This window comes from Pseudomonas grimontii (assembly GCF_007858185.1).
Classification (GTDB): Bacteria; Pseudomonadota; Gammaproteobacteria; order Pseudomonadales; family Pseudomonadaceae; genus Aquipseudomonas; species Aquipseudomonas grimontii.
The window spans coordinates 47,790-71,094 of the sequence record NZ_VFES01000012.1 but is presented as its reverse complement, the minus strand read 5'-3'; the positions used below and the strand labels follow the sequence as shown (position 1 = coordinate 71,094).

Here is a 23,305-nt window from a genome sequence, read left to right as displayed (position 1 = left end):
CTGATGCATTTTCCATACGCTGACGGTGCAGAGGTTTACCGCACGGCGTATTTTCGCGGCTTGCATCCTGACCCTGACCTCTGGGTCGATGAATGGGCCGATGAATACATGCGAATTCCGCGCAGTGTGGGGGCCGCTGAGCCTGGCCAGTATCGAACATCCCGCACGCCCTATGCCCGTGAGCCGATGCGTTGTTTGTCCCCGGCACACCCTTGCAAGCGAGTAGTCACCATGGTGGCTTCGCAATTGATGAAAACGCAGATCGCGTTGAACTGGATCGGGGCGCTCATTCATATGTCGCCGTCGAACATTCTGACACTGCTGCCCACCCTTAAACTGGCTTCGCGGGTTTCGTCTCGGATCAGCAAAACGATAGATGCAACGCCGGTTTTGCGTGAAAGAGTGGCTGCGCCACGCTCACGTGATGCTAAGAACACTCAGGATACAAAAGAGTTTGAGGGCGGGACGCTTTACGCGGTAACTGCAGGCTCAGCGGCCAACCTGGCCGAGTTGGCAGCACGGTTTATTTATGGTGATGAGATCGACCGCTGGGAGGTCGATGTGGGTAATGAAGGCGACCCGGTAAAATTGGCCGAGATCCGGGGCAGTACATTTGGTAGGAAAGCCAAGTTTTACTTCTCCAGTTCACCGACCCTCAAGGGCGCCTCCCGTATTGCCGACCTTTTCGCTATGAGCGATCAGCGTTACTACTACGTTCCGTGCCCACATTGTCAGCACATGCAAGTGCTGGAGTGGGAAAACCTCAAGTACACCGAGGACTACAGCCAAATCCAATATCTTTGCAACGGGCCTGAATGCGGCGCGCTTATTGACGAACACCATAAGGGTGAAATGCTGGCTCGGGGGGAGTGGCGTTCCCATGCTGAAGGTGATGGTGAAACCGTTGGTTTTCATCTCAACGCCCTATATGCCCCACTGGGTTGGACCAGTTGGTTGTCGATGGCAAAGGACTACGACGAGGCGCTGGTAAAACAGGCTAGTGGTGATCTTGAAGCGATGCAGGTGTTTTTCAACACGCGTCTAGCGAAGGTCTGGGACAGTACACAAGAACAGACAAAGGCCAGCGTACTGCAGGCTCGTGCGCTGCAGGAAGACTACGTGCTTGGCTCTGTACCTAACGGCGCACTTATGCTGACGGCCTCGGTGGATGTTCAGGCCAATCGACTCGAGTTCATGGTCATGGGCTGGGGTGTTGGAATGGAGCGCTGGATCATTGATCACCAGGTGATCATGGGGAATCCATCGGACGAGCAGACCTGGTCCGCGTTGGACGAAAAGCTAAAGGCGCGGTACTGGCACCCCTGTGGCGTAGGTTTGACAATTTTGGCAACCGCCGTCGATACGGGGGGTCACCACACCAACGATGTTTACCAGTTCTGCCGCGTACGCCGTTGGCGGAATGTCTTTGCCATCAAGGGTGCCAGCAAGCCAGGCAAGCCACCGATTGCCCAGCGCCCCTCAATGGTCGACGTCACTTGGCGAGGCCAGACCGAACGTAATGGGGCCGAGCTTTGGTTTGTCGGTACCGACACCGCGAAGGATTGGATCTACAACCGTTATCCATTCGAGTCCGGTCCAGGTGCTTTGCACTTTGCCAAAGATTTGCCTGAAGACTTTTTCGCGCAATGCGTTGCCGAGCGCAGGATCACTCGCTATGTGAAAAACAAGCCGGTTACTGAATGGATCAAAGGTAAGTCGGAGCGTAACGAAGCCTTAGACCTGATGGTGTATTGCTTGGCGATGGCGCATTACCTCGGCCTAGATCGATACAAGGAAAGGGATTGGGATCGGGTCGCTCAGGCTCTCGCGCAATCTGAGCTGTTCGTAGAGAAACCCTCTTCCAATACCCCGGATGAAGTTAGGGACGTTGAAGGTCCAGTGCCGGTTTCAAGGTCACAATCTTTACAACAACCTGTCGCTCCGGCCGCCCAACCGCGACCCGCTGCACCCCCTCAACGCCGCAGCTCCACCAGCGGTTACCTGAAGAGACGCTGATATGTCGTTTACCCCGAAGCACCTCGAAGCCATCGAGCGCGCCATTGCACGCGGTGAAAAGACCGTGCGCTACAGCGACCGCACGGTGGAGTACCGCTCCATCGACGAACTGCTCAAGGCTCGTGACGAGATCCGCACGTCGCTGAGTCAAGCCGCCGGGCCGCGCTCTCGCGTGATCCGGCTTACCCACGGAGGCAAGGGAATCTAATGCCCCGACATTATCCGACGCTAACCCGTAACGGATTCTTGCTGCCGTCGAACATCAAGGCCAGTTATGAAGGCGCCGGTGAGGGCCGACGTTCGGCCAGTTGGGAAGCCACCGACAACGGCATCAACAGCATCAACACCCCGGCCCTGCGCAACCTACGTGCGCGTTCGCGGGCGGCGGTGCGCAATGACCCGTACGCGTTCAACGTCATCGACAAGCGAGCCAGCAACCTCATCGGCACCGGCATCACGCCCAGGCCCACTACGGATGACGCCGAGCTGCGCAAGCTCAAGCAGCAGCTGTGGGATGACTGGGTGGATGAGGCGGACGCCGATGAGCTGACTGACTTCTACGGCATGCAGGCTCTGGTGGCACGCACCGTTGAAACGGCCGGTGAATGCTTTGTGCGATTGCGACCCCGCAGCCCGAGCGAAGGTTTGGCAGTGCCGCTGCAGTTGCAGGCGTTGGCTCCTGAATTTGTCCCGCACGATAAATTCGAGATGGCCAAAAACGGCAACGTGATCCGCGCCGGGATCGAGTTCAACCCGGCCGGCAAGCGCGTGGCGTACTGGATGTATCTGTCGCACCCGCGCGACTCGTCGTCGTTGAACGCTGGTTACAACCAGTTGGTTCGTGTGCCGGCGGCGCAGGTGCTGCATATCTTCGAACCGATGGAACCGGGACAGTTGCGCGGCGTGCCGCGTCTGGCGCCGGTGTTGAAGCGCCTGCGCAGCCTCGACAACTACGACGACGCGGTGCTGTTCCGTCAGGAGGTGGCGAACCTGTTTGCGGGTTTCATTAAGCGCCCTGCACCGGATGCTGTGCAGCAGCCTCGCGATCCCACTACTGGCATGCCATTGGTCCTTGATCGCGACGGCTTCACTCCGATGGTCGCCCTGGAGCCTGGGACCATGCAGGAGCTGGGGCCAGGTGAAGAAGTGGAGTTCTCCAAACCACCGGACGCCGGCAACAACTACCCGGACTTCATGCGGCAGCAACTGATGGCTGCTGCGGCGGGTTCGGGTACGCCTTACGAGATCCTTACCGGCGACATGCGCGAGGTCAACGACCGGGCGCTCCGGGTGGTGCTCAACGAGTTTCGGCGGCGTCTGGAGCAACTGCAGTTCGGCGTGTATGTGCACCAGTTGTGTCGCCCGGTGCGGGCTGCCTGGATGGACATGGCGGTGTTGTCCGGTGCCCTGGTGCTGCCGGACTACGCGCAACGTCGACGCGAATATCTACGCACGCGTTGGGTGCCGCAGGGATGGGCCTACATCCAGCCGGTGCAGGACGTACAGGCGCGGCGGATGGAAGTGCAGGCGGGCTTTGGTTCGCGCAGTGAAATGTGTCTGCGCAACGGTTACGACGCCGAAACCATCGACGCTGAAAACGCTGCTGACCTCGCCAGGTCCACTGGCCTCGGTCTCAACTACACGACTCTTGATGCCATCGAGCCTATTGATGACAAGGAATTACCATGAGTAAAAAAGCCAAACCCCGCGTCTATGACAAGGCGGGCAAGCAGGTAAAGGTCGCCGATAAAAGCTGGTACACCCTCCAGGCTAGCGGTGAAGCCGAGCAACGCAACATCGAAATCTTCGTGTACGGCGAGATCGGCGCCTGGGGCATCACCGCCAATAAGTTCGTGCAGGATCTGCGCGCCATGGATGACGGCGCGTCCCCCGTGATTGTCGCGTTTAATAGCATCGGCGGTGATCTGTTCGACGGCCTGGCGATTCACAACGCGCTGTCGCGATTGGGCGAGCGTTGCACCGGTCGCATTGACGCCCTGGCGGCCAGCGCTGCCAGTGTCGCGGTGTGTGGCGCTCACCGCGTAGTGATCGCGGCCAATGCCATGCTGATGATCCACAACCCCTACACCTATGCTGGGGGTGATGCCGAAGACTTCCGCCGTGTCGCGGATGTGCTGGACCAGACCCTGGAAGCGATCATCGCGGCCTACAAAGCCAAGGCGCCGGACATCGACGAAGCCGAGCTGCGGCGAATGGTCAATGCTGAAACCTGGCTCACGGCCAACGAAGCGGTGGCACTGGGCCTGGCCGATGAAGTGGGCGACGGTTTAAAGGTCAGTGCCTGTCTCGGCCAGGGCAGTGTGTTGCAGCGTTTCCAGAATGCCCCGCCCGAGTTGCTCGCCCAACTGGACGAAGAGCCTGAAGTCGAACCACCGGAACCAGATCCAGCGCCCGTGCTGGATGCGGCCAAGCTGGCGCTGATGGTCACGCAAGGTTGTGCAGCGGCGGGCATTAGTAACCTGGTGGAGCCGCTGCTTGCCGCAACCAAGCTCGAAAGCGAAGCGGTGATCCAGGCCGCACTGATCAATGCGAAAGCGTTGCACGGTCTCTGTGTCGCAGCACGGCTGCCAGAGCTGACCGGTGAATTCATCACGGCCGGCCTGGACGAAGCCGCAGTCCGTGCGCGTCTGTTCGACAAACTGGTGAGCAGCGGTGGTGGCTTTGAAATCAACAACAGCCTGCCGCTGGAAGATGATCCAGCCCCAACGATCAAGGCCAAACAGGTCGACACCCATTCAATCTGGGCCTCCCGTCAGGCGGCACAAAACGGTAACTCGAAAGGAGCAAGAGCATGAAAGTTGAATCGATGCACGCAGGCGAGTTCCTGCTGTCCGAGGGCGCCGGCAACATTTCCCGCGAAGCGATCAACGTCGCCGCCGGTGCCGCCTTGGAACCGGGTCAGATCCTCGGTTTGATCACTGCCACCGGTGAGTTCGCCCCGTATAAGCCGACCGCCGAAGACGGCTCAGAAAACGCTATCGCGATCCTCTATGGTCCGCTGGGTGAGTCCGACGTGGTTCGGCGCGGTCGAGCCATCGTGCGGCTGGCCGAGGTCAGCGAAGCACACCTGACCGGCCTCGACCCTGCTGCCGAGAAAGCCCTGAACATCCAGCACTTGATCGTCCGCTAAGACGCTCACCCCCTTTATCCATCCCGCCGAGTGCGGGATTTTTCGTTTCTGGAGAGTACCCCATGGCCGAGATCGCCATTTTTGAAGACGATGCATTCAGCGTTTCGTCGTTGACCGCTGCAATCAATGATCAGGAATACCTGCCGGGCCGCATCAGCAGCCTTGGCCTGTTCCGCGAAGAGGGCATCAGCACGCTGACTGTGCAGATCGAGAAGGACGGCGACACCCTGGCCCTGGTGCCAGCGGGTGAGCGCGGTACTTCCGGCCTGGTGGTCGGTGGGAGCAAGCGCACGCTGATTCCATTCAACACCGTGCACCTGCCCGAACGCTTCACCATCAAGGCCGACGAGATCCAGGGCATTCGCGCCTTTGGCACGCGCACTGAGTTGCAGGCGGTGCAGGATGTGGTCAACAAGCGCCTCGCGAAAGCGCGCCGCCAGTTGGATGCCACCCACGAGTTCCAGCGCATGGGCGCGTTGAACGGGCAGGTCCTGGACGCCGATGGCAAGACGGTCCTGTTGGACATTTATAAATCCTTCGGCGTGAATCGTCAGAAGCTTCAGATGGGCTTGAACAGTCCAGACACCGAGCTGCGGGTCAAATGCGGCGAAGCGTTGGACATGCAAGAGGAAGCCCTCGGCAGCGTCACCAGCAGCGGCTCCCGCGCGATGTGTGGCAAGAACTTCTGGAACAAGCTCATCGTGCATAAGTCGGTCAAGGAGACCTACCTCAACACCATGCAGGCCGCGTCCCTGCGTGGCGATGCCCGTGAAAGCTTCGAGTTCGGTGGGATCGTCTGGGAGCGTTATCGCGGCAAGGTGGCCGGTGTTGCTTTCGTCCACGACGACAAGGCCCTGCTGATCCCCGAGGGCGTGCCGGATCTGTACATCTCGTCCTTCGCGCCGGCTGACTACATGGAAACGGTCAACACCCAGGGTATCCCGTACTACAGCAAGATCGAGCCAATGCAGTTCGGGAAGGGCGTTGCCGGTGAAGCTCAGTCCAACCCGCTACACCTGTGCACACGACCTCGGGCGCAGATCCTGCTGGAACTCTGACCATGGTCTTCCGCGATCTGATCGACGACATCGACGATGTGGTGTTCGAAACCCTGGGCGACACTGCCCAGATCGAAGGTCGCGCCGAGCCGGTGCTGGGGATGTTCGCGGCACCATGGAAAGCGCCGCAGTTCGGCAAGACCCACACCGCAATACGCGAGCCTCGCTTTGAGATTCGCGTGAAGGATTCGGACGGTCTGAGCAAGGGCCTGCGGGTCACCATCGACTTGCCGACTCTGGATGGCGGCGGCGATTACGACCTGCTGCAACTTGAGCCCGGCGGCGATGGCCTGGTGGCCCTGATCTTGAGGAAGCGACCATGAGCGTCGGCAGCCATGTGCAGCAAAACCGCGACAGCGGGATGATCAATATCCTGCCGTCGGCGGTGCATTCCCAGGCCCTGCGCGAGTTCGGGCAGTTGGTGCCCAAGGCCGCTGCAGCGGCTCAGCGTCGTGCGATCAACAAGACGTTGGGTTGGCTGCGGACCTACATTGCGCGAGCCGTGGGCAAGCAGGAGCGAATCGCCATCGGCGCTGTCCGGCAACGCCTTCGGGCTTACCCGGTCAGCGGCGGCGCGATGCGTGGCAAGTTGTGGTTTGGGGTCAACGCCATCGAGGCCAGCCGCATCGGTCGGCCTCGGCAATCCCGCGCGGGTGTGTCGGTGGCGGGGCGGCGATACCAGGGCGCGTTCTTCAAGCAGGTGTATGGCAGCAGCCCCGACATCTGGATCCGCACGTCGAGCAAGCACTTCAACACCACGGACTACCCCGGCAGCACGCAGGGGCGGCGCAGCTCGGGCTTTATCGCGGAAAGCGACAACCGCTTCCCGCTGGCTAAAGCCAAGGTCTCGATGGATCAGGTGCGACCGCACTTCGACAGCTGGGTGAAACGCGCAGACGAACGCTTGCTGGAGATCCTCAAGCAAGAACTCAACTTTGAACTGCAGAAGTACCTCAAGGGGACCGCCCGTGTCTGATCAACCCTTCAGTCTCGACCGTTTGTATGAGGCCATCGAGCAGCACCTGCAGGAGCAGTTGCCAGGGATTCAAGGCGTATCGTTCTGGCCGGATCTATCGGCAGACACCAGCATCCCTACGCCGGTGGTGCTGCTGGAGATGGCCGAAATGGAGCCAGCGCCGGATATCGGTACAGGCGAAACCTCGCTGACCTGCAAGTTCGAGGCGCGGATCATCGTCGATTCGATCAGCGTAGATCCGCAACGGCAGGCCGTGCAGTTGGCCTCTCAACTCGCGGTGCTTCTACGGGGGCAGAGCTGGGGCCTGGAGGTCGATTGCGCCGAGTTTGTACGCTCCACCCAGGACTGGACCAAGCCAGAACTGGACGGCTATTTCGTCTGGCTGGTGGAGTGGGATCAGACGGTCTACCTGGGCGCCGAGGAATGGCCGTGGCCGGATGAGCCGCCGGGTTCGCTGGTCATCGACTTGGGGCCTGGCGTTGGGCAGATCAATCCGGGAGATCTGCAATGAGTTATACCAGCGCCCAGCATGACCGGATGATCGCCTCAGCGGTGATGCCCTGTGTCGTGGTGGCGGTCGATCTGACCACCGCCATGGTGCGTGTGAAGTCCGGCGACTGGACCAGCGCCTGGGTGCGCTGGCACAGCCAGGCGGCAGGCAAGGCGCGTCATTGGCGGGTGCCGAGCATGGGGGAGCAGGGTGCGTTGATCAGTCCCAGCGGCGAACCTGCAATGGGCACCTTCATCCCCGGCCTGTACGGCAATGCCGGCGCCCAGCCTGACAACCGCGACCACGTTGAGGTGTGGCGTTTCGACGATGGTGGCTCCCTGGTCTACGACTGGGAAGCCAACAGCTACACCATCGACCTGCCGGCCGGGACCGTGACCGTCAAGGTAGGTGGGTCTGTACTGGAGATGACGCCGGACAGCACGCGACTGGTGTCGGGCGAGATCAACCTGGTGGGCGCGGTCACCATCGACGGCGCTACCCAAATCAACGGCACGCTGAACACAACTGGCGACATCAATAGTGCCGGCAAGGTCATCGATGCCGGCGGCAATACGCCGAACCACAAACACTGAATCCGACCCGCCCTGTGCGGGGTTTTCGTTTTAGGAGCATCCACTGATGAGCAAGAACAAACCCGACGGTCAGGACGAAGCGGGACCTGGTCGCGTTTTCCGCGACACGCTCTTCACCTCGCGCACCCTGGTCCTTCCTGACGGCAGCACCTTGGCTGTGAGCAAGGCGCGCGTGACGGCCAGCACTGATGAACAGTTCGCCTTCCTCAAGGCCCACCCGGAACTGCAGCAGGAGTAATCCCGATGATCGGAATGGATCGCCACACCGGCAAACCGCTGTCCGGTCTCGACCATCTCCGACAGTCCATTGGCGACATCCTCGGCACGCCCGTGGGCAGTCGGCGAATGCGACCTGAGTACGGCAGCCAGATCCGGCGCTTTGTCGACCTACCGGTCAACGCGGGCTGGAAGAGCGCCGTGCAGGCCGAGGTAGCCCGCTCGCTGGGGCGCTGGGAGCCGCGGCTAAAGCTGGAGCAGGTGCAGGTCGTCGCCATCGTCAGCGGCCGCATCGACTTCAAGTTAACTGGTGACTATCAGGGCGAACGCCTGCTACTGGAGGTGTCGGCATGAGCACGGTGGATTTATCGGCGTTGCCTGCGCCGCAGGTGCTGGAACCTCTGGACTACGAGGCATTGTACGAGGAGGGCCTCGCTGCTTTTCGCGAGTACATGGGCGATAACTGGTCCGCCGCGCTGGAAAGCGACCCTGTGGTCAAGCTCGTGGAGCTGGGCGCCTACGGCAAGATGCAAAATCGCGCACGGGTCAACGATGCGGCCAAGGCGTTGATGCTGGCGTATGCCGAAAAGGAGGATCTTGATCAGCTTGCGGCCAACGTGAAGCTTCAACGACTGGTTATTCAGCCGGCTAACCTGCTGGCGGTGCCGCCGGTCGAAGAGGTTAAAGAATCTGACGATGCCCTGCGTGAGCGTATCCAGTTGGTCTACGAAGGGCTGACCACCGCCGGCCCACGCAACAGCTACATCTTCCATGCGCGCAATGCTTCGGCGCTGGTAGCCGACGCCACAGCAGAAAGCCCATCACCGGCGGTCGTGGTGGTGACCGTACTGAGCCTGACCGGTAGCGGCCAAGCCGATCAGCCACTGCTTGACGCGGTGTACACCAAGCTCAGCGACGATGACATCCGTCCGGTTGGCGACCGCCTCATCGTGCAGAGCGCCGAGATCCTGAACTATCGGATTGATGCTGTGCTGCACATGATCGGCGCCGGCCCGGAAAACGACGCCATCCTGGCTGAGGCTATCAAACGCCTTGATGTCTGGATCAACCCACGCAAGCGACTGGCGCTGGAGGTGGCTCAATCCGGTGTTAACGCCCAGTTGCACATCAGTGGCGTTGGTCGGGTCGAGCTGAAAAACTGGAAAGACCTAAAGCCGAGCAAGTACCAAGCGGCCTATTGCACCGGTTTCAGTGTTGTTCTTGGGGGCACGACATGACCAGTCTGCTCCCCCTGAATAGCACTCAGTTGGAGCGCGCCATCGAGGCCGCGCTGGCTGAGAAAACCGTGATCCCACTGCGCACCCTGTACAACCCGGACACCTGCCCGGCGCATCTGCTGCCGTGGCTGGCTTGGACCTGGTCGGTCGACCGCTGGGACAACAAATGGTCCGAAGCCGTCAAGCGTTCCGCCATTCGCTCCGCGTTCTACGTGCATGCCCACAAGGGCACCATCGGCGCCCTGCGGCGGGTGGTCGAGCCGTTGGGTTACCTGATCGAGGTGCTGGAGTGGTGGCAGACGACGCCTATGGGCATCCCCGGTACGTTCGCGCTGAAGGTCGGTGTACTGGATACCGGCATCACCGAAGAAATGTACCTGGAGCTTGAGCGCCTGATCGATGACGCCAAGCCCGTCAGCAGGCCTTTGACCGGCCTCGCGATCAGCTTGGAAACCCAAGGCGCAATACACATCGGTGTCGCCCTCTACGAAGGCGACGTAATCGACGTCTACCCACCCGTGCAGCGTGACATCGAAGTCACTGGCTACATCGGCATGGTCGGGCGCGAACACAGCATAGACACTCTGGATGTTTACCCATGATTGATCGCAACTCGCAATTTATGGCGATCCTCACCAATGTGGGGGCCGCCAAGCTGGCAAACGCCAACGCTTTGGGGATTCCCTGGAACCTCACCGAACTGGGAGTAGGAGATGCCAATGGCGCCGACCCGATGCCCAGTGCGGCACAGACCAAGCTGATCAACGAGCAGCGACGGGCGCCGCTGAATCAACTGCGTGTAGATCCGGTTAACGCGGCGGTGATCATTGCGGAGCAGGTAATTCCTGCAGACGTAGGTGGTTGGTGGATCCGCGAGATCGGCTTGTACGATTCGGACGGCGACTTGGTCGCGGTTTCCAACTGTGCACCGAGCTTTAAGCCAGCGCTGGATCAGGGGTCAGGCCGTACGCAGATCGTGCGGATGAACTTCATTGTTTCCAGCATCAACAACATTGTGCTGAAGATCGATCCTGCGATTGTGCTGGCGACTCGTGAATATGTTGACCTGGCGATTACGGAGGCCATCAACAAGCAGGACTCCAAGCACTCGGTACTGGTTGCCACCACGGCGAATATCGCCCTGAACGGCATTCAAACCATCGACGGTGTGTTGCTTGCTGCAGATGCCCGCGTACTAGTGAAAGACCAGGCCCAGGCGAAAGACAACGGTATCTATGTCGTACCGGCCAATGGTGCCTGGAGACGTGCTCAGGATGCAGACGCGGGTGTCGAGGTAACGCCTGGGCTGTTCGTCAGCGTGGAGAAGGGCACGGCCAACGGCGACAGCGTGTGGCAGCTGGTGACGGATGCGCCGATTGTGCTGGGCACCACTGCATTGACCTTTGAAGTGGTGGCGGGGCGCACGGGCATTGTCGCTGGCACCTACCGTAGTTTGACCGTGGATAAGCTCGGTCGCGTTACTGCGGGAACGAACCCCACTACGCTTGCGGGTGCCGGTATAACAGATGCGATGCCAATCGGAGCCGGCGGGTTGATGACCAGCGCCCCGATGGTCGCGGGCGCGATCTCAAATCTTCCTGTCACTCAGTTTTTTGCGGCTTCGGAAGGTAATTCCACTGATATTCCGGCAGGTATGACTTATGCAGTAGGCATGCATATTAAATACCCAGGAGCAGTAGGGGCGTACTCCCTAGATATTGTATCGAGTGTTACTGCTGAAGACTTTCGGATCAGGTATACGGGTGCTGGCGGGCCTGCTGCCTATCGTAAGCTTTGGCATTCGGGGAACTTTGAGCCGTCCACGGTAGTTCCCAAGACCGGTGCTGTAATGTCCGGTCCAATAGTTTTGGATAACGGCACAGAAGATACTCCGGAGTTTGGGTTTAAAACCCCAAGCGCCGAAGTTTACATCGATATATACAATAAGAGCTTTAGGGTTTTTGCTAAAAGTGGTGGGGTGGCCTCGACGCCATTTCTTATTGACCTTGAAAATAAAGGGGCTGCCGTTTTTGGTAATGCTCTATGGACTGCGGCTAACTTCAAGCCTTCTGACTACATTAAAAAAGGGGAGTCTGTTCTTAACGGGTCTAATCCGGTTTTTCAGTCTGCGGGCTTTGGGGCAATTTCCGCCATCCCCGGAGGTGCGGGATCGTTCCAGGTTAGCGGTGGTGATGCCCCATCATCGGCAGTCATGTGTTTTCACCGACCTGGTTCCTACGGTGTGATGTTTGGGCTGGACACCGACAATCAACTCAAGCTGGGTGGATGGTCAGCAGGGGCTGTTGCTCACACCATATGGCACTCAGGTAACAGGCCTAAGGATACGGCATTGCTCGCTGCCAGTGGCTGGAGCAAAAACTCGGACACGGGTGAGATTAAGCAGTGGGTGGAGGTTGCGGTAGATGATATTTCATCTACGAAAACGTTGTCTGTATCGTGGCCTTTTCAGTTTCCTAACAGCTTTTTAAATGCGCAAATAACGTTTCGCGTGCCATCAAACATAGGATGTACGTGCGCGGGCTCATATCACTCTGCGACTACTTCAGGCTGCATGATAAAAGTAGAAGAGTGGGCCTCTATTCTTCAAACGGGAATGGTCGCAATCGTTGAGGCAAGGGGGTACTAACTAATGAAAATTTTCTATAGCGCCAAAGACAATACTTTCTTTAATGAGGTATTCCACGGTACTCGCACTATTCAGGTGCCTGATCCGGAATGGGTGCGGCCAGCCGTCTCTGTTGCTGATCCAGAATGGTCTATGCAAAATATCGAAGTGCCGAATCCTGCATGGGTCGAGGGAGATGACGAGACGCCTAAAACTATCTGGGTACTGGATTCGGATGCTGTGGCCCCAATGATTGATGTGCCAGATGACGGCGCTTCACCGCCGTTCATTACCGTGCCCAACCCAGAGTGTTTGTTGCCGCCAGATTCGGAGCTTGTCGAAGTTTCTCAGGATGAGCACGACGAGATATTCCGCGTTCTTGCGCTTGGCGGTTCGGTCCTTGCGCCGGGCAAAAAAGGCCGCCCGAGTACTGCCCCGGCGCCTGGGCCTACGGCGGAAGAGCTGAAAAACCGAGAGCGTGCAATCCGCGACAGGGCGTTACTGCTCACAGATCCGTTGATCTCGCGGCACCGTGATGAGGTAGAGGCCGAGCGGCCTACGACCCTCACGGCCGAGCAGTACAAGCAGTTGCAGGGCTACCGGCAGGATCTGCGTGACTGGCCTGAGTCGGTGCAATTCCCGGCAATTGAGTACAGGCCGGAACAGCCGGCGTGGCTGGCTGAATTGATCCAATAACGCCCCGCACTGACGGGGCGTTTTCTTTTCCGTTACGCGCAACACGACCAACCCACGGCCTCGCTTATGCGGGGCTTTCTCGTTTTTGGAGTTCAACCATGAGTAATGCAGGTGGTTTTTTTCACGGCGTCACCGTGACCAACGTCGACGCCGGCTCGCGGCCTATCGCTGTGCCGTCGTCGTCGATCATTGGTCTCTGCGACACCTTCACCCCAGGCCCCGCTGCCGGTGCCTTGCCCAATCAGTTGATGCTGATCACCCGCGAAAGCGAAGCCATCGCCGCCTGGGGCGCAGACGCGGCAATCACAAAGGCGATCCAGGCGATCTACGTTCGCTCCAAGGCGGTCATCGTCGCCTGTGGTGTGGCGAAGGTGGCAGACGCTGCCGCGCAGACCTCGGCCATCATTGGCGGTGTTCTGGCGAACGGCACCCGTACCGGCATGCAGGCGCTGCTCGATGGCAAGAGCCGCTTCAACGCGCAACCCCGCTTGCTGGTCGCTCCTAAGCACACGGCGACCTTGCCCGCTGCCACGGCGTTGGTGGCGCTGAGTGACAAGCTGCGCGCGCTGGCAATCATCGATGGCCCCAACACCACCGATGAAGCCGCCATGGAGTACCGCGAAAACTTCGGCAGCAAGCGCGTGTTCCTGGTCGATCCCGGCGTGCAGTACTGGGACACCGCGCTCAGTGCCACCGTCGATGCACCAGGTTCTGCCTGGGTCGCCGGGCTCTTCGCCTGGACCGATTCGGAATACGGCTTCTGGGCGTCGCCGTCGAATAAAGAGTTTGTCGGCATCACCGGTACCGGTCGGCCCATCGAGTTCCTGGACGGCGACGAAACCTGCCGGGCCAACCTGCTCAACAACGCGCAGATCACCACCATCATCCGTGATGACGGCTACCGCCTTTGGGGCAACCGTACCTGCTCCAGCGATCCGAAGTGGGCATTTGTCACCCGCGTGCGGACCATGGATATCGTTATGGACGCGATCCTTTACGGCCATAAATGGGCGGTGGACCGCTCGATTACCAAGACCTACGTCAGCGACGTCACGAACGGGCTGCAGGCATTTATGCGCGACCTGAAAAATCAGGGCGCGGTGATCAACTTCGAGGTGTTCGCGGACCCGGAGCTGAACACAGCCAGCCAGCTGGAGCAGGGCAAGGTGTATTGGAACATCCGCTTCACCGACGTGCCGCCGGCAGAAAACCCCAACTTCCGGGTCGAGGTCACCAACCAGTGGCTGACCGAAGTCCTCGACACCAACGCATAAAGGAGAGCCGCCGATGGTTCCGCAAATGCTCTACAACATGAACGCCCATATCGATGGCCTCAGCTTCAACGGGGAGATCACCAGCCTGACGCTCCCCAAGCTCACCTTGAAAACCGAGGAACATCGAGCTGGTGGCATGGATGCCCCGGTCGAGATGGATCAGGGTATGGAAAAACTGGAGTCCAGTTTTGCTGGCAAAGGTGCGCGCCCCGAGATCATGAAGTTTTATGGCCTGGCCGATCAGACTGCGTTCAACGCGGTGTTCCGGGGTTCCTTCAAAGGCCAGAAAGGTGCGACCACGGCAGTGGTCGCCACCCTGCGCGGTATGCTCAAAGAGATTGATCCGGGCGACTGGAAAGCCGGGGAAGCGGGGGAGTTCAAGTACTCCGTGGCTGTCAGCTATTACAAGCTCGAAGTCGCTGGCCGCCTGATGTACGAAATCGATCCGGTTAACTGCGTCCGGGTTATCAATGGTGTGGATCAACTTGCCAGCGTCCGCCGCGACCTCGGCCTGTAACGGAAGCGACTCTAATGAAAGTGAAAAAGCTGAAATTGATTCCGTCCTGGCTAGCCTTCGGCTTGGACAGCGCGACGATCACCTTGACGCGTCCGAGTGACGTCAACGGCCTCAAGGTCGATCAGTTGACCCTGCGCGCTCCGACGTTGCGTGAGGTACGCGCCTCTGACGCAATCGGTGGCGATGACGCCGTGTTGTGTGAAGTGACCTTGTTCGCCTCGCTGTCTGATGCCGGCACCAAGGACATCGATGGGCTCAAGCTGACGGACTACGCGCGTGTGCAAACGGCGTATTCGCAGTTGCTACTGGACGCCGGCATCCCTGAAAAACAAGACGAGACCCCGAGCTGGTTGGTCGTTGGCCCCGATGGTGCTGTCGTCAACTTGTCCAGGCCGTATGACTTCAATGACGTGAAGCTCGACCGACTAATGTTGCGCGCACCTACTGTGCGCGACGTGCGTGCCGCGACCTCGGCGTCCAATGGCGACGACGATCAGCGCGATACGATCCTCCTGGCCAACCTGTCTGAATCCGAAACCAAGGATCTGGAGGGGCTTAAGCTGACGGACTACCAGCGGCTGCAAGCCGCCTACTTTCGCCTGGTGCAGGACGACTGGGTTTAACGCCGAACTGCAGAAGCAGGTCGCGAAACGTTTGGCGACGCAGTTTTCATTTGCCGCCAATGAAATCGAGACCATGCCTTTTTCCACGATGATCTGGTGGCTCATGGACTGAGCCCCGCATCCCTGCCTGGAGAGTTCTCATGGCAAACAACCTGGCGCTCGGCCTGGTCATCGGTGGCGTCGTCAGTTCCACGGTCGGCGCCGCCTTCAAGGACGTTGAAGGCCGCATCAAGAAACTCGGCGAAACCGGTACCAAGGCTCGCGTGCTGCAGAGCACCATCGGCGACACCATCCGCCTGCGGGACGAATGGAAAAAAGCCCACGACACCGGTGCGGCCTCGGCCGATGGTCTGCTGCGAAAGCTGGAAGGCAATCTTAGAACCCTCAAAGAGCAGGGCATTGAGGTCGGCAAACTGCGCAAGGAGTACGAGGCCCTCGGCCAGGTCGCGCGGGGCGCTGAACTCAAGGCGCTGGGCCATACGCAGATCCAGCAGGGCAAGGAGGGGATGAAGAACTCCCTCGGCAAAGCGGCGGCGCTTACGGCGTCGTTGGCGATCCCTACGAAAGTGTCCGGCGATTATCAAGCGCAAATGCGTCAGATGTCGCTGTGGGCTCATACCGCCGGTACTGGTGATGAGGCCGAGATGACTGAGGCGATCAGTAAGGTCGCAGCAGACAAGGGCATGAGCCAGAAACTGCTCGCGGGTGCTGTTGGTGCATTGATCGAAAAGGGCGTTGAGTGGAAGGAATCCACCAGCTACGCCGGGGAGATCGCCGATCTCATCGACGGTCAGGGTATGGAGCCTGCCACCATCGCGACCCTGATCAACTCTTTCAAAGAGGCCGGCGTTAAGCAGGCTGATATGGGCGCCATGCTGGGCCAGGTCGCGGCGGCCGGTGACATCGGTGCGTTCGGTCCCAAAGATATGGCGCGGTATCTGCCAGCCATGCTCGGCAACATCAGACGCCTAGGCATGGAAGGTCCAGAGGCCGTGCGCTTTCTCGGTGCCAGCTTGCAGTCGCAGTATTCGCAAACCCAGGATGCGGCGGCTGCAGCCACTAACATGGACAACTTGCTCAACGCTGTGATCAGCAGTACCAGCCAGGAACGGTTTGCCAAGGAAGGTTACGACCTGGCCGGCTCGATTATTGCGGCGACGAAAAGTGGCAAGGCGGCGAATCCTGTCGATGCGTTCATCATGCTCAGTGAGCAGTTGATCAAAAAACAGGATCCGACCAAGGCGAAGAAAATTGAGGCCCTCAAGGAGAAAATCAAAAGTTCGGCCGATGGTAGCCAGGAGGAAGCGCAGGCCATGATCGCCCTCACCGAAGCGGCTGGTCTGGCGACCATCGTCAGCGATCAGAGCGCCAGTGCGGGCCTGCTCGCGCAGATCAAATACGGCGACAAGATCAAGGCGGACATGTCGACCATCAAGAAGACGGACGGCAAGGCCAAGATCGAATCTGACGCGGCGAAAGCGCGTGAGACGTCCAACAGGAAGTGGGCGACCGCGACTGCCGGCATTGAGTCGTCGATGACGCGCATCGGTGATGCGTTGCGGCCGCTGACGGATATAGCGGCCGATGGGTTGGCGAAACTGGCGTATGGCCTTGGGGAACTGTCAGGGAAGTTTCCGACGGTGATCAGTGGGGCGACGGTGTTGGCTGCAGGCGTTGTCAGCCTGGGCGCCGCGATCAACGCAATTAAGATCGGCAAGGGCCTGCTGAACGTTGCTCGCGGATCGATGATGGGCAACCCCAACGTCATCCAGCGAGTGTTCGTCACCAATTCAGGAGGAGGTGATGGAGGCATTGATGGCGGAGATGGTAAACGCAAGCGTAATCGGCGTAAGCCCGCTCGCGGTCCGATACCCAATACGGCACCAGCCTCGCCTGTCGGCGGTGCTGTCAGCCGGTTTGCGCCAAAGGTCATGATGAGCAAAGGGCTTGGATTTGCGAAGGTCGGTGCGCCTTTGGCGCTGATCGAGGCCGGGTTGATCGCTGCCGATACCTATCAGAACGCTGAGACCCGCGACGAAAAAGCCGAGGGCTACGGTAACGCAGCCGGCACCTTGGCGGGCACGCTGGCCGGAGCGGCAGCGGGTGCCGCGATTGGTTCGGTGGTGCCAGTGATCGGCACCGTGGTTGGCGGATTGATCGGCGGATTCCTCGGCAGCTGGGGCGGCGGTGAGTTGGGCGGGGCCGTTGGCAAGGCTGCCTTCGGTGGGCCGGATGCTCCGGCCGAGCGATTGGCACTGCCGGATCAACCTTCGCCGTTGCGGCTGCCACCGCCTGGCGCGGCGCCGATGCCACGTCTGGCGCAGATGGCGCCGTCGTTATCGCCAGGTCCGTTGATGCTCAGGACACCTGCTGCACCAGGGCCAGCCTTGGGAGATGTCTCGCGCTCTTTGGCGGCAGCTCCCACAGCAACTGCGGCTCCGGCCGTGCTTGCTGCTGGACTCGCCGCAAAACCGGAACCCCCTCGGGTTGATCAACAGTGGACGTTCTCCCCAACCATGCCGGTGACCGTGCACGGCGACGTCAAGGATCCACGACAGCTCGCGCAGGAAATGATGCCGCACCTGCGTCAGATGTTTGAGGAATTCAGCCGGGAGCAGGGGCGGCGCAACCTGTTCGATGCCCCTCACGTTTAAGGAGTTGTCATGACTTACATGGAGCAACTGCAATCCGGTTTCAAATCCCTGGTCCAGGCCGGGGAGGCGGGGCGCCATAGCATCGACGATATGATCGGCCCGGTGAATGGTGCTATTGGTGAAATCACAGGGGCGGCTGATGAGCTGTCCAGCATTCCAGGCGTACCACCTGGTGTAGGGGAAAAGCTGCAACGGGTGATGCGTGGGATCAATGCAGCGCAATCCAAGGTTGGCACTGTTTTGTCGACCTACAGCAAAGCAACGCGCGCGATGTCAGCGATTGATGAACGTCTGGGCACTTTGAAGGAACAAGCCGCCCGGGCCAGCACGGCAATCAACCAGATCGCGGGCAAGGTCAGCCCGCGCCTGGCGAACATCTTGCCCACCAGCGCCTTGGCGCCCAGTGCAACGCCCATGGCGGAAGCGGTCAAACCGTTTCCCCACTTGCTGATCCTGCAGCCGCTGCAAGCCAATGCCCAGCCGTTCTACTTCAACCTGGACACGGCGGCCTTCGACGAACTGCGCCGGCAAACCCAGTTCCGCTGGGCCTCACAAGAGCGCCTCAGTCGTCGGCCAGCACAGCAGGCCGTGGGTATCGGCGAGGATAAGCTCAGCCTCAAGGGCGCAATTTTCCCCACCTTCAAGGGAGGCCTCAAGCAGCTCGACACTCTGCGCTCCATCGGCGGGCAACTGTTGCCGTTGAACCTTACTACGGGGTACGGCGTTGTCCTCGGCACTTGGTGCTTGGGCAGCGTAGAGGAAGAGCAGGGCGCGTTGCTGGCCGGCGGGATCCCGCGCAAGCAAACCTTTAGTTTGGAGTTCACGCGCTATGGCGATGATATGCAGAACGTCTGACGGCGACCTACTCGATACCCTGTGTTATCAGCATTACGGCCACCTCAATGGCACGGTCGAGGCGGTGCTGGCGGCCAATCGGTTGTTGGCAGATGAGCCGCAACCGCTGCGTACTGGGTTGCTGATCACCTTCCCTGACATTGAACAAATGACGGTCGAGCAGGTGCAACTGTGGGATTGAATTTCGAGGATCAGCCATGAAGCCAATCTTTCGAATTGTCGCTGATGGCAACGACATCACAGCCTTGATCAACGACCGCCTGCTGTTGCTGCGCACACTGGACAAGCCCGGCATGGAGTCGGACGAGTTCGAGTTACGTATCGATGACCGTGACGGCGCCGTCGCGCTCCCCAAGAAGGGCGCCGGGATCGAGATCTATCTTGGCTACGACAGCAAAGCGCTGGCACGTCTTGGACGTTACACCGTGGATGACATCGAGGTCTCCGGCCCGCCGGACACCCTGGTCATTCGCGGTAAGGCCAGCGACATGCGCGGCAGTGGCAAGACCACCCGCAGCGGCAGTTGGGAAAACGTGCCGTTATCCAAGATCGTCAGCGACATTGCCGCACGCAACGGATGGAAGCCGGAATGCCCTGTAGCCACGGTCGTGCCCAGAGCCGATCAGATGAACGAGTCTGACTACAACTTCATCACCCGGCTCGCCAAGGATCACGACTGTACCGCCAAGGTGGCCGACAGCAAGCTGCTGGTATTGCCGCGTCAGAGTGGGCAGACCGCCAGTGGCAAGAATCTGCCAGCGATCACCATCCGACGCAGTGACGTCAGCCGCTGGCAATTCCGCTTTACCGACCGCACCACTCAAAAGGCAGTCAAGGCCAGGTATCAGGACAAGAAAACCGGCGAACTGGTCAACCTGACCCTGGACAACGATGACGCACCTGCAGGTTTGCCGCCGGTGCATACCGACCGGCATATACACCCGAACAAATCTGCCGCTGAGCAGGCAGCCAAAGCTCGGCTCGCCGCATTCAATCGTTCGACTGCTGAAGTACGGTTGGAGATGGTCGGGCGTACGGATCTCTACGCTGAACGACAGGTCAATGCGCAGGGCTTCAAGGAGGGGTTGGACGGTGAGTTCCTGGTCGACTCGGTGGAGCAAGTGTTCACCCAGTCCGGTTGGAGCACCACAGTGGAATGTAACGCAGGGAAGAAGGGTAAGGCCAAGGCGGCCGGTAAGAAAAAGAAGGCGCCCAAGGAGGTCAAAGTTCTTGAGCTGTAAATCGCCGTACCTGCCTCATCACCCGCCGCCATCGAGCGGTATTTTTTTGCCTGGGAAAAAGCTATGCCCATCACCGAACAACAACTCCAACGCATCATGCCGAACGCCCGCCGCCAAGCGGGCATTTTTGTTTCCGCGCTGAACACGGCCATGAGCAGCTACGGCATCGTTGCGCAAAAACGAGTCGCGGCTTGCATCGCCCAGGTCGGACATGAGCCGTGTCAACGTACGCTACGTGGGCGATATTTGGAGGGCACGTAGCCGAAGCGCACTCAGGTTACGATTTCTAGGCGCTTGGTGGTCTTCCAATTGCCACGCGTGAAGTCAGGGAAATCCTGCGGCATTCCATCTTCCTCCACCGACTTGCGGGACAGTGCACCAACTGAAGACCAATAGGCTCCTTCGTAAATGTTCTGATCTAGCGGCAGTCCTTGGCGAAGGCATTCGATGATGCGGAAGTTCATGATCGCGTCCATGCCTCCGTGGCCGCCATATTTAGCAGCTATACCTTCCATGCGCGTGTAGAGGGGATGATCGAAATACTCGTAAAATGCGTTGAAGCCGCCTCCCTCAAACCATGAGCGGTGATCCTTGGCTTTGAATCCTTCTCCCTCAATCCATTCGTGATAGTCGGAACTTTGGTCAGGCTTATCCTCAGGCAGTTTGAGGAGCGTTCTGAGTTCCGGTGTCGCATTGTTCCAGCAATAGTCCAGCGCGATTCGATTTGGAAATCCCGCCCCTGTTCCGCGCGTACCTTGGATGAGGTTGAGTCGGCTGTAAGGACGTGGTGTGGTTTCGTCCCACTGGACCATGATCGTACGACCGAGCGCTGTCTTAATGATCGAGGTGCTGGTGTCGCCCCCTCCGCTAAAGTCGATTTTATTAACCGGCGAATCTGGTTTGAATTTCGCCTTAGCGTAGAGCTGACCGCCTCTCGCAGGGGTTGAAAAGGACACAATACGGCGAAAGTTATCCTCGCCCCGTGCAAGGCTCATGTATTGGGCGACTGGTCCTAATCCGTGAGTAGGGTAGAGATTTCCTTTCATTTCGGCTCGGCGGTGCACACGCCAGAACCCGCTGAAGCGACCTTCTTCGACCTGTGTCATCTGGTCGCGAAGCTCGTGAATGTAAGCCGCTTCACCGTGGAGGAGTTCACCGAAAACATTCTGGCGACACATGTTAAGAAACATCAGCTCATCGCGGCCGTAGTTGACGTTCTCTAGCATCATGCAATGCTTACCGGTTGTTTCAGAGGTATCTATTATTCGCCAGATGTCTTCGACAGTGGTCGACAGGGGCACTTCGACAAATGCGTGTGCTCCAGCGTTCATTGCGTCAATAGCCATCTGCGCATGCCATTCCCACGGAGTTGCTATCCAAACAGCGTCAGGTTTCGTTTCAGCAAGCATTTTTCGATATGCGTATTGGTCGCCGAAGTAAATCTTTACATCCTTGTGTCGCTGCGAGTCCATGTGAAGCACAGTTCTTTTTGCGTCAACGCATAAGTCTTCATATAGGTCGCAGATGCCGACAAACTCTGTTCCTTGAGCGGCTGCCGCATGATAGGCGTGAGTTGGACCGCGAGCGCCAACGCCAATGATGGCTACCTTAACCTTGTCGAGCTTTGGGGCGGCGAAGTCGCCCATGTATTTTGCTCTTGCTTGTCGGTAAGGATCACCATCTTTAGAGCCAACGCCAGGAAGAGAGGATGCAAAGGACGGGATGGCTGTAAGACCAACAGTCAAACTGCCAAGGGTCTTAAGGAAACTGCGTCTGAGAAAGCCTGTTTTGTCATCCATGATTGTCTGAGCCAATGTTAGCAGGTGGATAAATGAGGCCGGGAGTATCCGCAAGAGCTGTCCATCGGTCAAATCGCTGCAACATGTAAGAAATCCACTCATCTTTGATCTGGTTTTTATTACCCGGAGGTAACCATGCCAATCACCCAGCAGCAGCTGCTGCAAATTCTCCCGAATGCCGGCCATAGAGCCGGTATTTTTTTGCCTGCGTTAAACGCCGCTATGAGCCGGCACGGGATTGTCGGAACCCCAAGGGTTGCTGCCTTCATCGCTCAGGTCGGCCACGAGTCTGGCCAGCTGCGACACGTGCGCGAGATCTGGGGACCGACAGCGCAGCAAGCCGGTTACGAGGGGCGTGCCGACCTGGGCAACACTGTGCCGGGTGACGGCTCCAAATACCGTGGACGGGGCCTGATCCAGATCACCGGCCGGGCGAACCACGCGGCGTGCGGTGAAGCGCTGGGCCTGGACCTGATCAATCAGCCTGAGCAGCTGGAGCAGCCTCAGTATGCCGCGATGTCGGCGGCCTGGTTCTGGTCTACCCGTGGGCTGAACACCCTGGCGGATCAGGGCGACTTCGTGAAGATCACCCGCCGCATCAACGGCGGAATCAACGGCCTGGAAGATCGCCTGCAGCTGTGGGAGCGGGCGAAAAAGGTGCTGGCATGAGTCCGGCACAGAAGCTGGCGGGCCTGGTGTTGCTGATCCTGGTGCTGATGGCGACGGCATCCGGTGTTACCTGGCAGGTTCAGGACTGGCGCATGGGCAAGAAGCTCGCCGAGCAGTCCGGCCTGCACAAGGACGACCTTGCCGCGATCACCAATGCCGCCGCCGACCAAGCCCGCGACGAGACCGATAAGCGCCTGGCCCTGGAGCAGCAGCTCGCCGCCCAGGACCAACAACACACCAAGGAATTATCCGATGCCCAGCGCAATCAGGCTCGCCTGCGTGACCAGCTTGCTACTGCTGATGTCCGGCTGTCAGTCCTTCTCGACCCCACGGATACAGCCGGTGGCTGCAACGTGCCTTCCACCCCCGGCGCCGTCGGCGTGGTTCATGCTGCCCGTCGTGCCCAACTTGACCCAGCGCATGCTCAAAGAATTATCGGAATCACCGATGCCGGCGACCAAGGATTGATCGCCCTGCGGGCCTGTCAGGCCTACGTAAAAGAAGTTTCTACACCGAAGTAAAAGGAGCGGCCGGGCAAGATGCTTCAACATCCAACCCGGCCACCTTCCCCGCAGAACGTCCCTGCAAGTCCAGCCAAGGCTCCTGCTTCGTG

26 protein-coding genes and 2 pseudogenes are annotated in these 23,305 nt (G+C 59.3%); 27 read left to right on the top strand and 1 reads right to left on the bottom strand.

Annotation, left to right across the window (positions count from 1 at the left end; all coding sequences use genetic code 11):
* The first annotated feature begins 3 nt into the window (after nucleotides 1-3).
* The 25 genes and pseudogenes from FIV39_RS19060 to FIV39_RS33510 form a co-directional block, all read left to right on the top strand.
* Nucleotides 4-2,016: a phage terminase large subunit family protein gene (locus tag FIV39_RS19060; protein ID WP_090407644.1), complete on the top strand. Its 2,013-nt coding sequence runs from the start codon at nucleotides 4-6 to the stop codon at nucleotides 2,014-2,016.
* A gap of 1 nt (nucleotide 2,017) precedes the next feature.
* Nucleotides 2,018-2,224, top strand: a complete 207-nt coding sequence (locus tag FIV39_RS19055) for a phage head-tail joining protein (RefSeq protein WP_032889620.1) — start codon at nucleotides 2,018-2,020, stop codon at nucleotides 2,222-2,224.
* A complete protein-coding gene (locus FIV39_RS19050) occupies nucleotides 2,224-3,705 on the top strand; it encodes a phage portal protein (protein ID WP_090407642.1) in 1,482 nt (493 codons plus the stop codon). The genes FIV39_RS19055 and FIV39_RS19050 overlap by 1 nt, the downstream gene beginning before the upstream one ends.
* A complete protein-coding gene (locus FIV39_RS19045) occupies nucleotides 3,702-4,832 on the top strand; it encodes a head maturation protease, ClpP-related (protein ID WP_090407639.1) in 1,131 nt (376 codons plus the stop codon). The genes FIV39_RS19050 and FIV39_RS19045 overlap by 4 nt, the downstream gene beginning before the upstream one ends.
* A complete protein-coding gene (locus FIV39_RS19040) occupies nucleotides 4,829-5,167 on the top strand; it encodes a head decoration protein (RefSeq protein WP_090407635.1) in 339 nt (112 codons plus the stop codon). Before FIV39_RS19045 ends, FIV39_RS19040 begins: the two co-directional genes overlap by 4 nt.
* A gap of 62 nt (nucleotides 5,168-5,229) precedes the next feature.
* Nucleotides 5,230-6,225, top strand: a complete 996-nt coding sequence (locus FIV39_RS19035; protein WP_090407632.1) for a major capsid protein — start codon at nucleotides 5,230-5,232, stop codon at nucleotides 6,223-6,225.
* Between the two features lie 2 nt (nucleotides 6,226-6,227).
* Nucleotides 6,228-6,548: a head-tail joining protein gene (locus FIV39_RS19030; RefSeq protein ID WP_090407629.1), complete on the top strand. Its 321-nt coding sequence runs from the start codon at nucleotides 6,228-6,230 to the stop codon at nucleotides 6,546-6,548.
* Nucleotides 6,545-7,201, top strand: a complete 657-nt coding sequence (locus tag FIV39_RS19025; RefSeq protein WP_090407626.1) for a hypothetical protein — start codon at nucleotides 6,545-6,547, stop codon at nucleotides 7,199-7,201. The genes FIV39_RS19030 and FIV39_RS19025 overlap by 4 nt, the downstream gene beginning before the upstream one ends.
* The gene (locus FIV39_RS19020; protein WP_090407623.1) at nucleotides 7,194-7,712 is read left to right on the top strand and encodes a hypothetical protein; all 519 of its coding nucleotides are present in this window, start codon (nucleotides 7,194-7,196) and stop codon (nucleotides 7,710-7,712) included. The genes FIV39_RS19025 and FIV39_RS19020 overlap by 8 nt, the downstream gene beginning before the upstream one ends.
* On the top strand, nucleotides 7,709-8,284 hold the full coding sequence (locus tag FIV39_RS19015; protein ID WP_090407620.1) for a phage baseplate assembly protein V: 576 nt from the start codon (nucleotides 7,709-7,711) through the stop codon (nucleotides 8,282-8,284). Before FIV39_RS19020 ends, FIV39_RS19015 begins: the two co-directional genes overlap by 4 nt.
* 46 nt (nucleotides 8,285-8,330) lie before the next feature.
* The gene (locus tag FIV39_RS19010; RefSeq protein ID WP_090407617.1) at nucleotides 8,331-8,522 is read left to right on the top strand and encodes a hypothetical protein; all 192 of its coding nucleotides are present in this window, start codon (nucleotides 8,331-8,333) and stop codon (nucleotides 8,520-8,522) included.
* 5 nt (nucleotides 8,523-8,527) lie between these two features.
* A complete protein-coding gene (locus FIV39_RS19005) occupies nucleotides 8,528-8,854 on the top strand; it encodes a GPW/gp25 family protein (RefSeq protein WP_090407613.1) in 327 nt (108 codons plus the stop codon).
* Nucleotides 8,851-9,738 carry a baseplate assembly protein gene (locus FIV39_RS19000; protein WP_090407610.1) on the top strand — a complete coding sequence of 296 codons (888 nt, stop codon included), beginning with the start codon at nucleotides 8,851-8,853 and terminating at the stop codon, nucleotides 9,736-9,738. Before FIV39_RS19005 ends, FIV39_RS19000 begins: the two co-directional genes overlap by 4 nt.
* The gene (locus tag FIV39_RS18995; protein ID WP_090407607.1) at nucleotides 9,735-10,340 is read left to right on the top strand and encodes a phage tail protein I; all 606 of its coding nucleotides are present in this window, start codon (nucleotides 9,735-9,737) and stop codon (nucleotides 10,338-10,340) included. The genes FIV39_RS19000 and FIV39_RS18995 overlap by 4 nt, the downstream gene beginning before the upstream one ends.
* Nucleotides 10,337-12,385 carry a phage tail protein gene (locus FIV39_RS33025; RefSeq protein WP_186731541.1) on the top strand — a complete coding sequence of 683 codons (2,049 nt, stop codon included), beginning with the start codon at nucleotides 10,337-10,339 and terminating at the stop codon, nucleotides 12,383-12,385. The genes FIV39_RS18995 and FIV39_RS33025 overlap by 4 nt, the downstream gene beginning before the upstream one ends.
* 3 nt (nucleotides 12,386-12,388) lie before the next feature.
* Entirely contained in the window at nucleotides 12,389-13,060 is a 672-nt protein-coding gene (locus FIV39_RS33205) for a tail fiber assembly protein (protein ID WP_244176405.1), read from the top strand.
* Nucleotides 13,061-13,158: 98 nt separating this feature from the next.
* Nucleotides 13,159-14,334 carry a phage tail sheath subtilisin-like domain-containing protein gene (locus FIV39_RS18980; RefSeq protein WP_146371582.1) on the top strand — a complete coding sequence of 392 codons (1,176 nt, stop codon included), beginning with the start codon at nucleotides 13,159-13,161 and terminating at the stop codon, nucleotides 14,332-14,334.
* Between the two features lie 13 nt (nucleotides 14,335-14,347).
* On the top strand, nucleotides 14,348-14,851 hold the full coding sequence (locus FIV39_RS18975) for a phage major tail tube protein (RefSeq protein ID WP_090407600.1): 504 nt from the start codon (nucleotides 14,348-14,350) through the stop codon (nucleotides 14,849-14,851).
* A gap of 14 nt (nucleotides 14,852-14,865) precedes the next feature.
* Nucleotides 14,866-15,144, top strand: a pseudogene (locus tag FIV39_RS33955) (phage tail assembly protein); the annotation flags it as partial.
* A 24-nt stretch (nucleotides 15,145-15,168) separates the two neighbouring features.
* Nucleotides 15,169-15,474, top strand: coding sequence for a phage tail assembly protein (locus tag FIV39_RS33950; protein ID WP_244176495.1), 306 nt, complete (start codon nucleotides 15,169-15,171; stop codon nucleotides 15,472-15,474).
* A 140-nt stretch (nucleotides 15,475-15,614) separates the two neighbouring features.
* Nucleotides 15,615-18,128, top strand: coding sequence for a phage tail tape measure protein (locus tag FIV39_RS18965; protein ID WP_090407593.1), 2,514 nt, complete (start codon nucleotides 15,615-15,617; stop codon nucleotides 18,126-18,128).
* Between the two features lie 9 nt (nucleotides 18,129-18,137).
* Nucleotides 18,138-18,983: a phage tail protein gene (locus tag FIV39_RS18960; protein ID WP_090407590.1), complete on the top strand. Its 846-nt coding sequence runs from the start codon at nucleotides 18,138-18,140 to the stop codon at nucleotides 18,981-18,983.
* Nucleotides 18,958-19,164: a tail protein X gene (locus FIV39_RS18955; protein WP_090407585.1), complete on the top strand. Its 207-nt coding sequence runs from the start codon at nucleotides 18,958-18,960 to the stop codon at nucleotides 19,162-19,164. The genes FIV39_RS18960 and FIV39_RS18955 overlap by 26 nt, the downstream gene beginning before the upstream one ends.
* Before the next feature lie 16 nt (nucleotides 19,165-19,180).
* Nucleotides 19,181-20,224 carry a phage late control D family protein gene (locus FIV39_RS18950; protein WP_090407581.1) on the top strand — a complete coding sequence of 348 codons (1,044 nt, stop codon included), beginning with the start codon at nucleotides 19,181-19,183 and terminating at the stop codon, nucleotides 20,222-20,224.
* Between the two features lie 63 nt (nucleotides 20,225-20,287).
* Nucleotides 20,288-20,449: pseudogene (locus FIV39_RS33510) on the top strand (glycoside hydrolase family 19 protein); the annotation flags it as partial.
* Between the two features lie 47 nt (nucleotides 20,450-20,496).
* Here FIV39_RS33510 and FIV39_RS18940 read toward each other — a convergent pair.
* Entirely contained in the window at nucleotides 20,497-22,023 is a 1,527-nt protein-coding gene (locus FIV39_RS18940; protein ID WP_090410117.1) for a Gfo/Idh/MocA family protein, read from the bottom strand.
* Nucleotides 22,024-22,158: 135 nt separating this feature from the next.
* Here FIV39_RS18940 and FIV39_RS18935 point away from each other — a divergent pair, with 135 nt between their 5' ends.
* Both FIV39_RS18935 and FIV39_RS18930 read left to right on the top strand, forming a co-directional pair.
* Nucleotides 22,159-22,692 carry a glycoside hydrolase family 19 protein gene (locus tag FIV39_RS18935; protein WP_090407578.1) on the top strand — a complete coding sequence of 178 codons (534 nt, stop codon included), beginning with the start codon at nucleotides 22,159-22,161 and terminating at the stop codon, nucleotides 22,690-22,692.
* Nucleotides 22,689-23,213: a lysis system i-spanin subunit Rz gene (locus FIV39_RS18930; RefSeq protein WP_090407576.1), complete on the top strand. Its 525-nt coding sequence runs from the start codon at nucleotides 22,689-22,691 to the stop codon at nucleotides 23,211-23,213. The genes FIV39_RS18935 and FIV39_RS18930 overlap by 4 nt, the downstream gene beginning before the upstream one ends.
* Nucleotides 23,214-23,305: the final 92 nt, after the last annotated feature.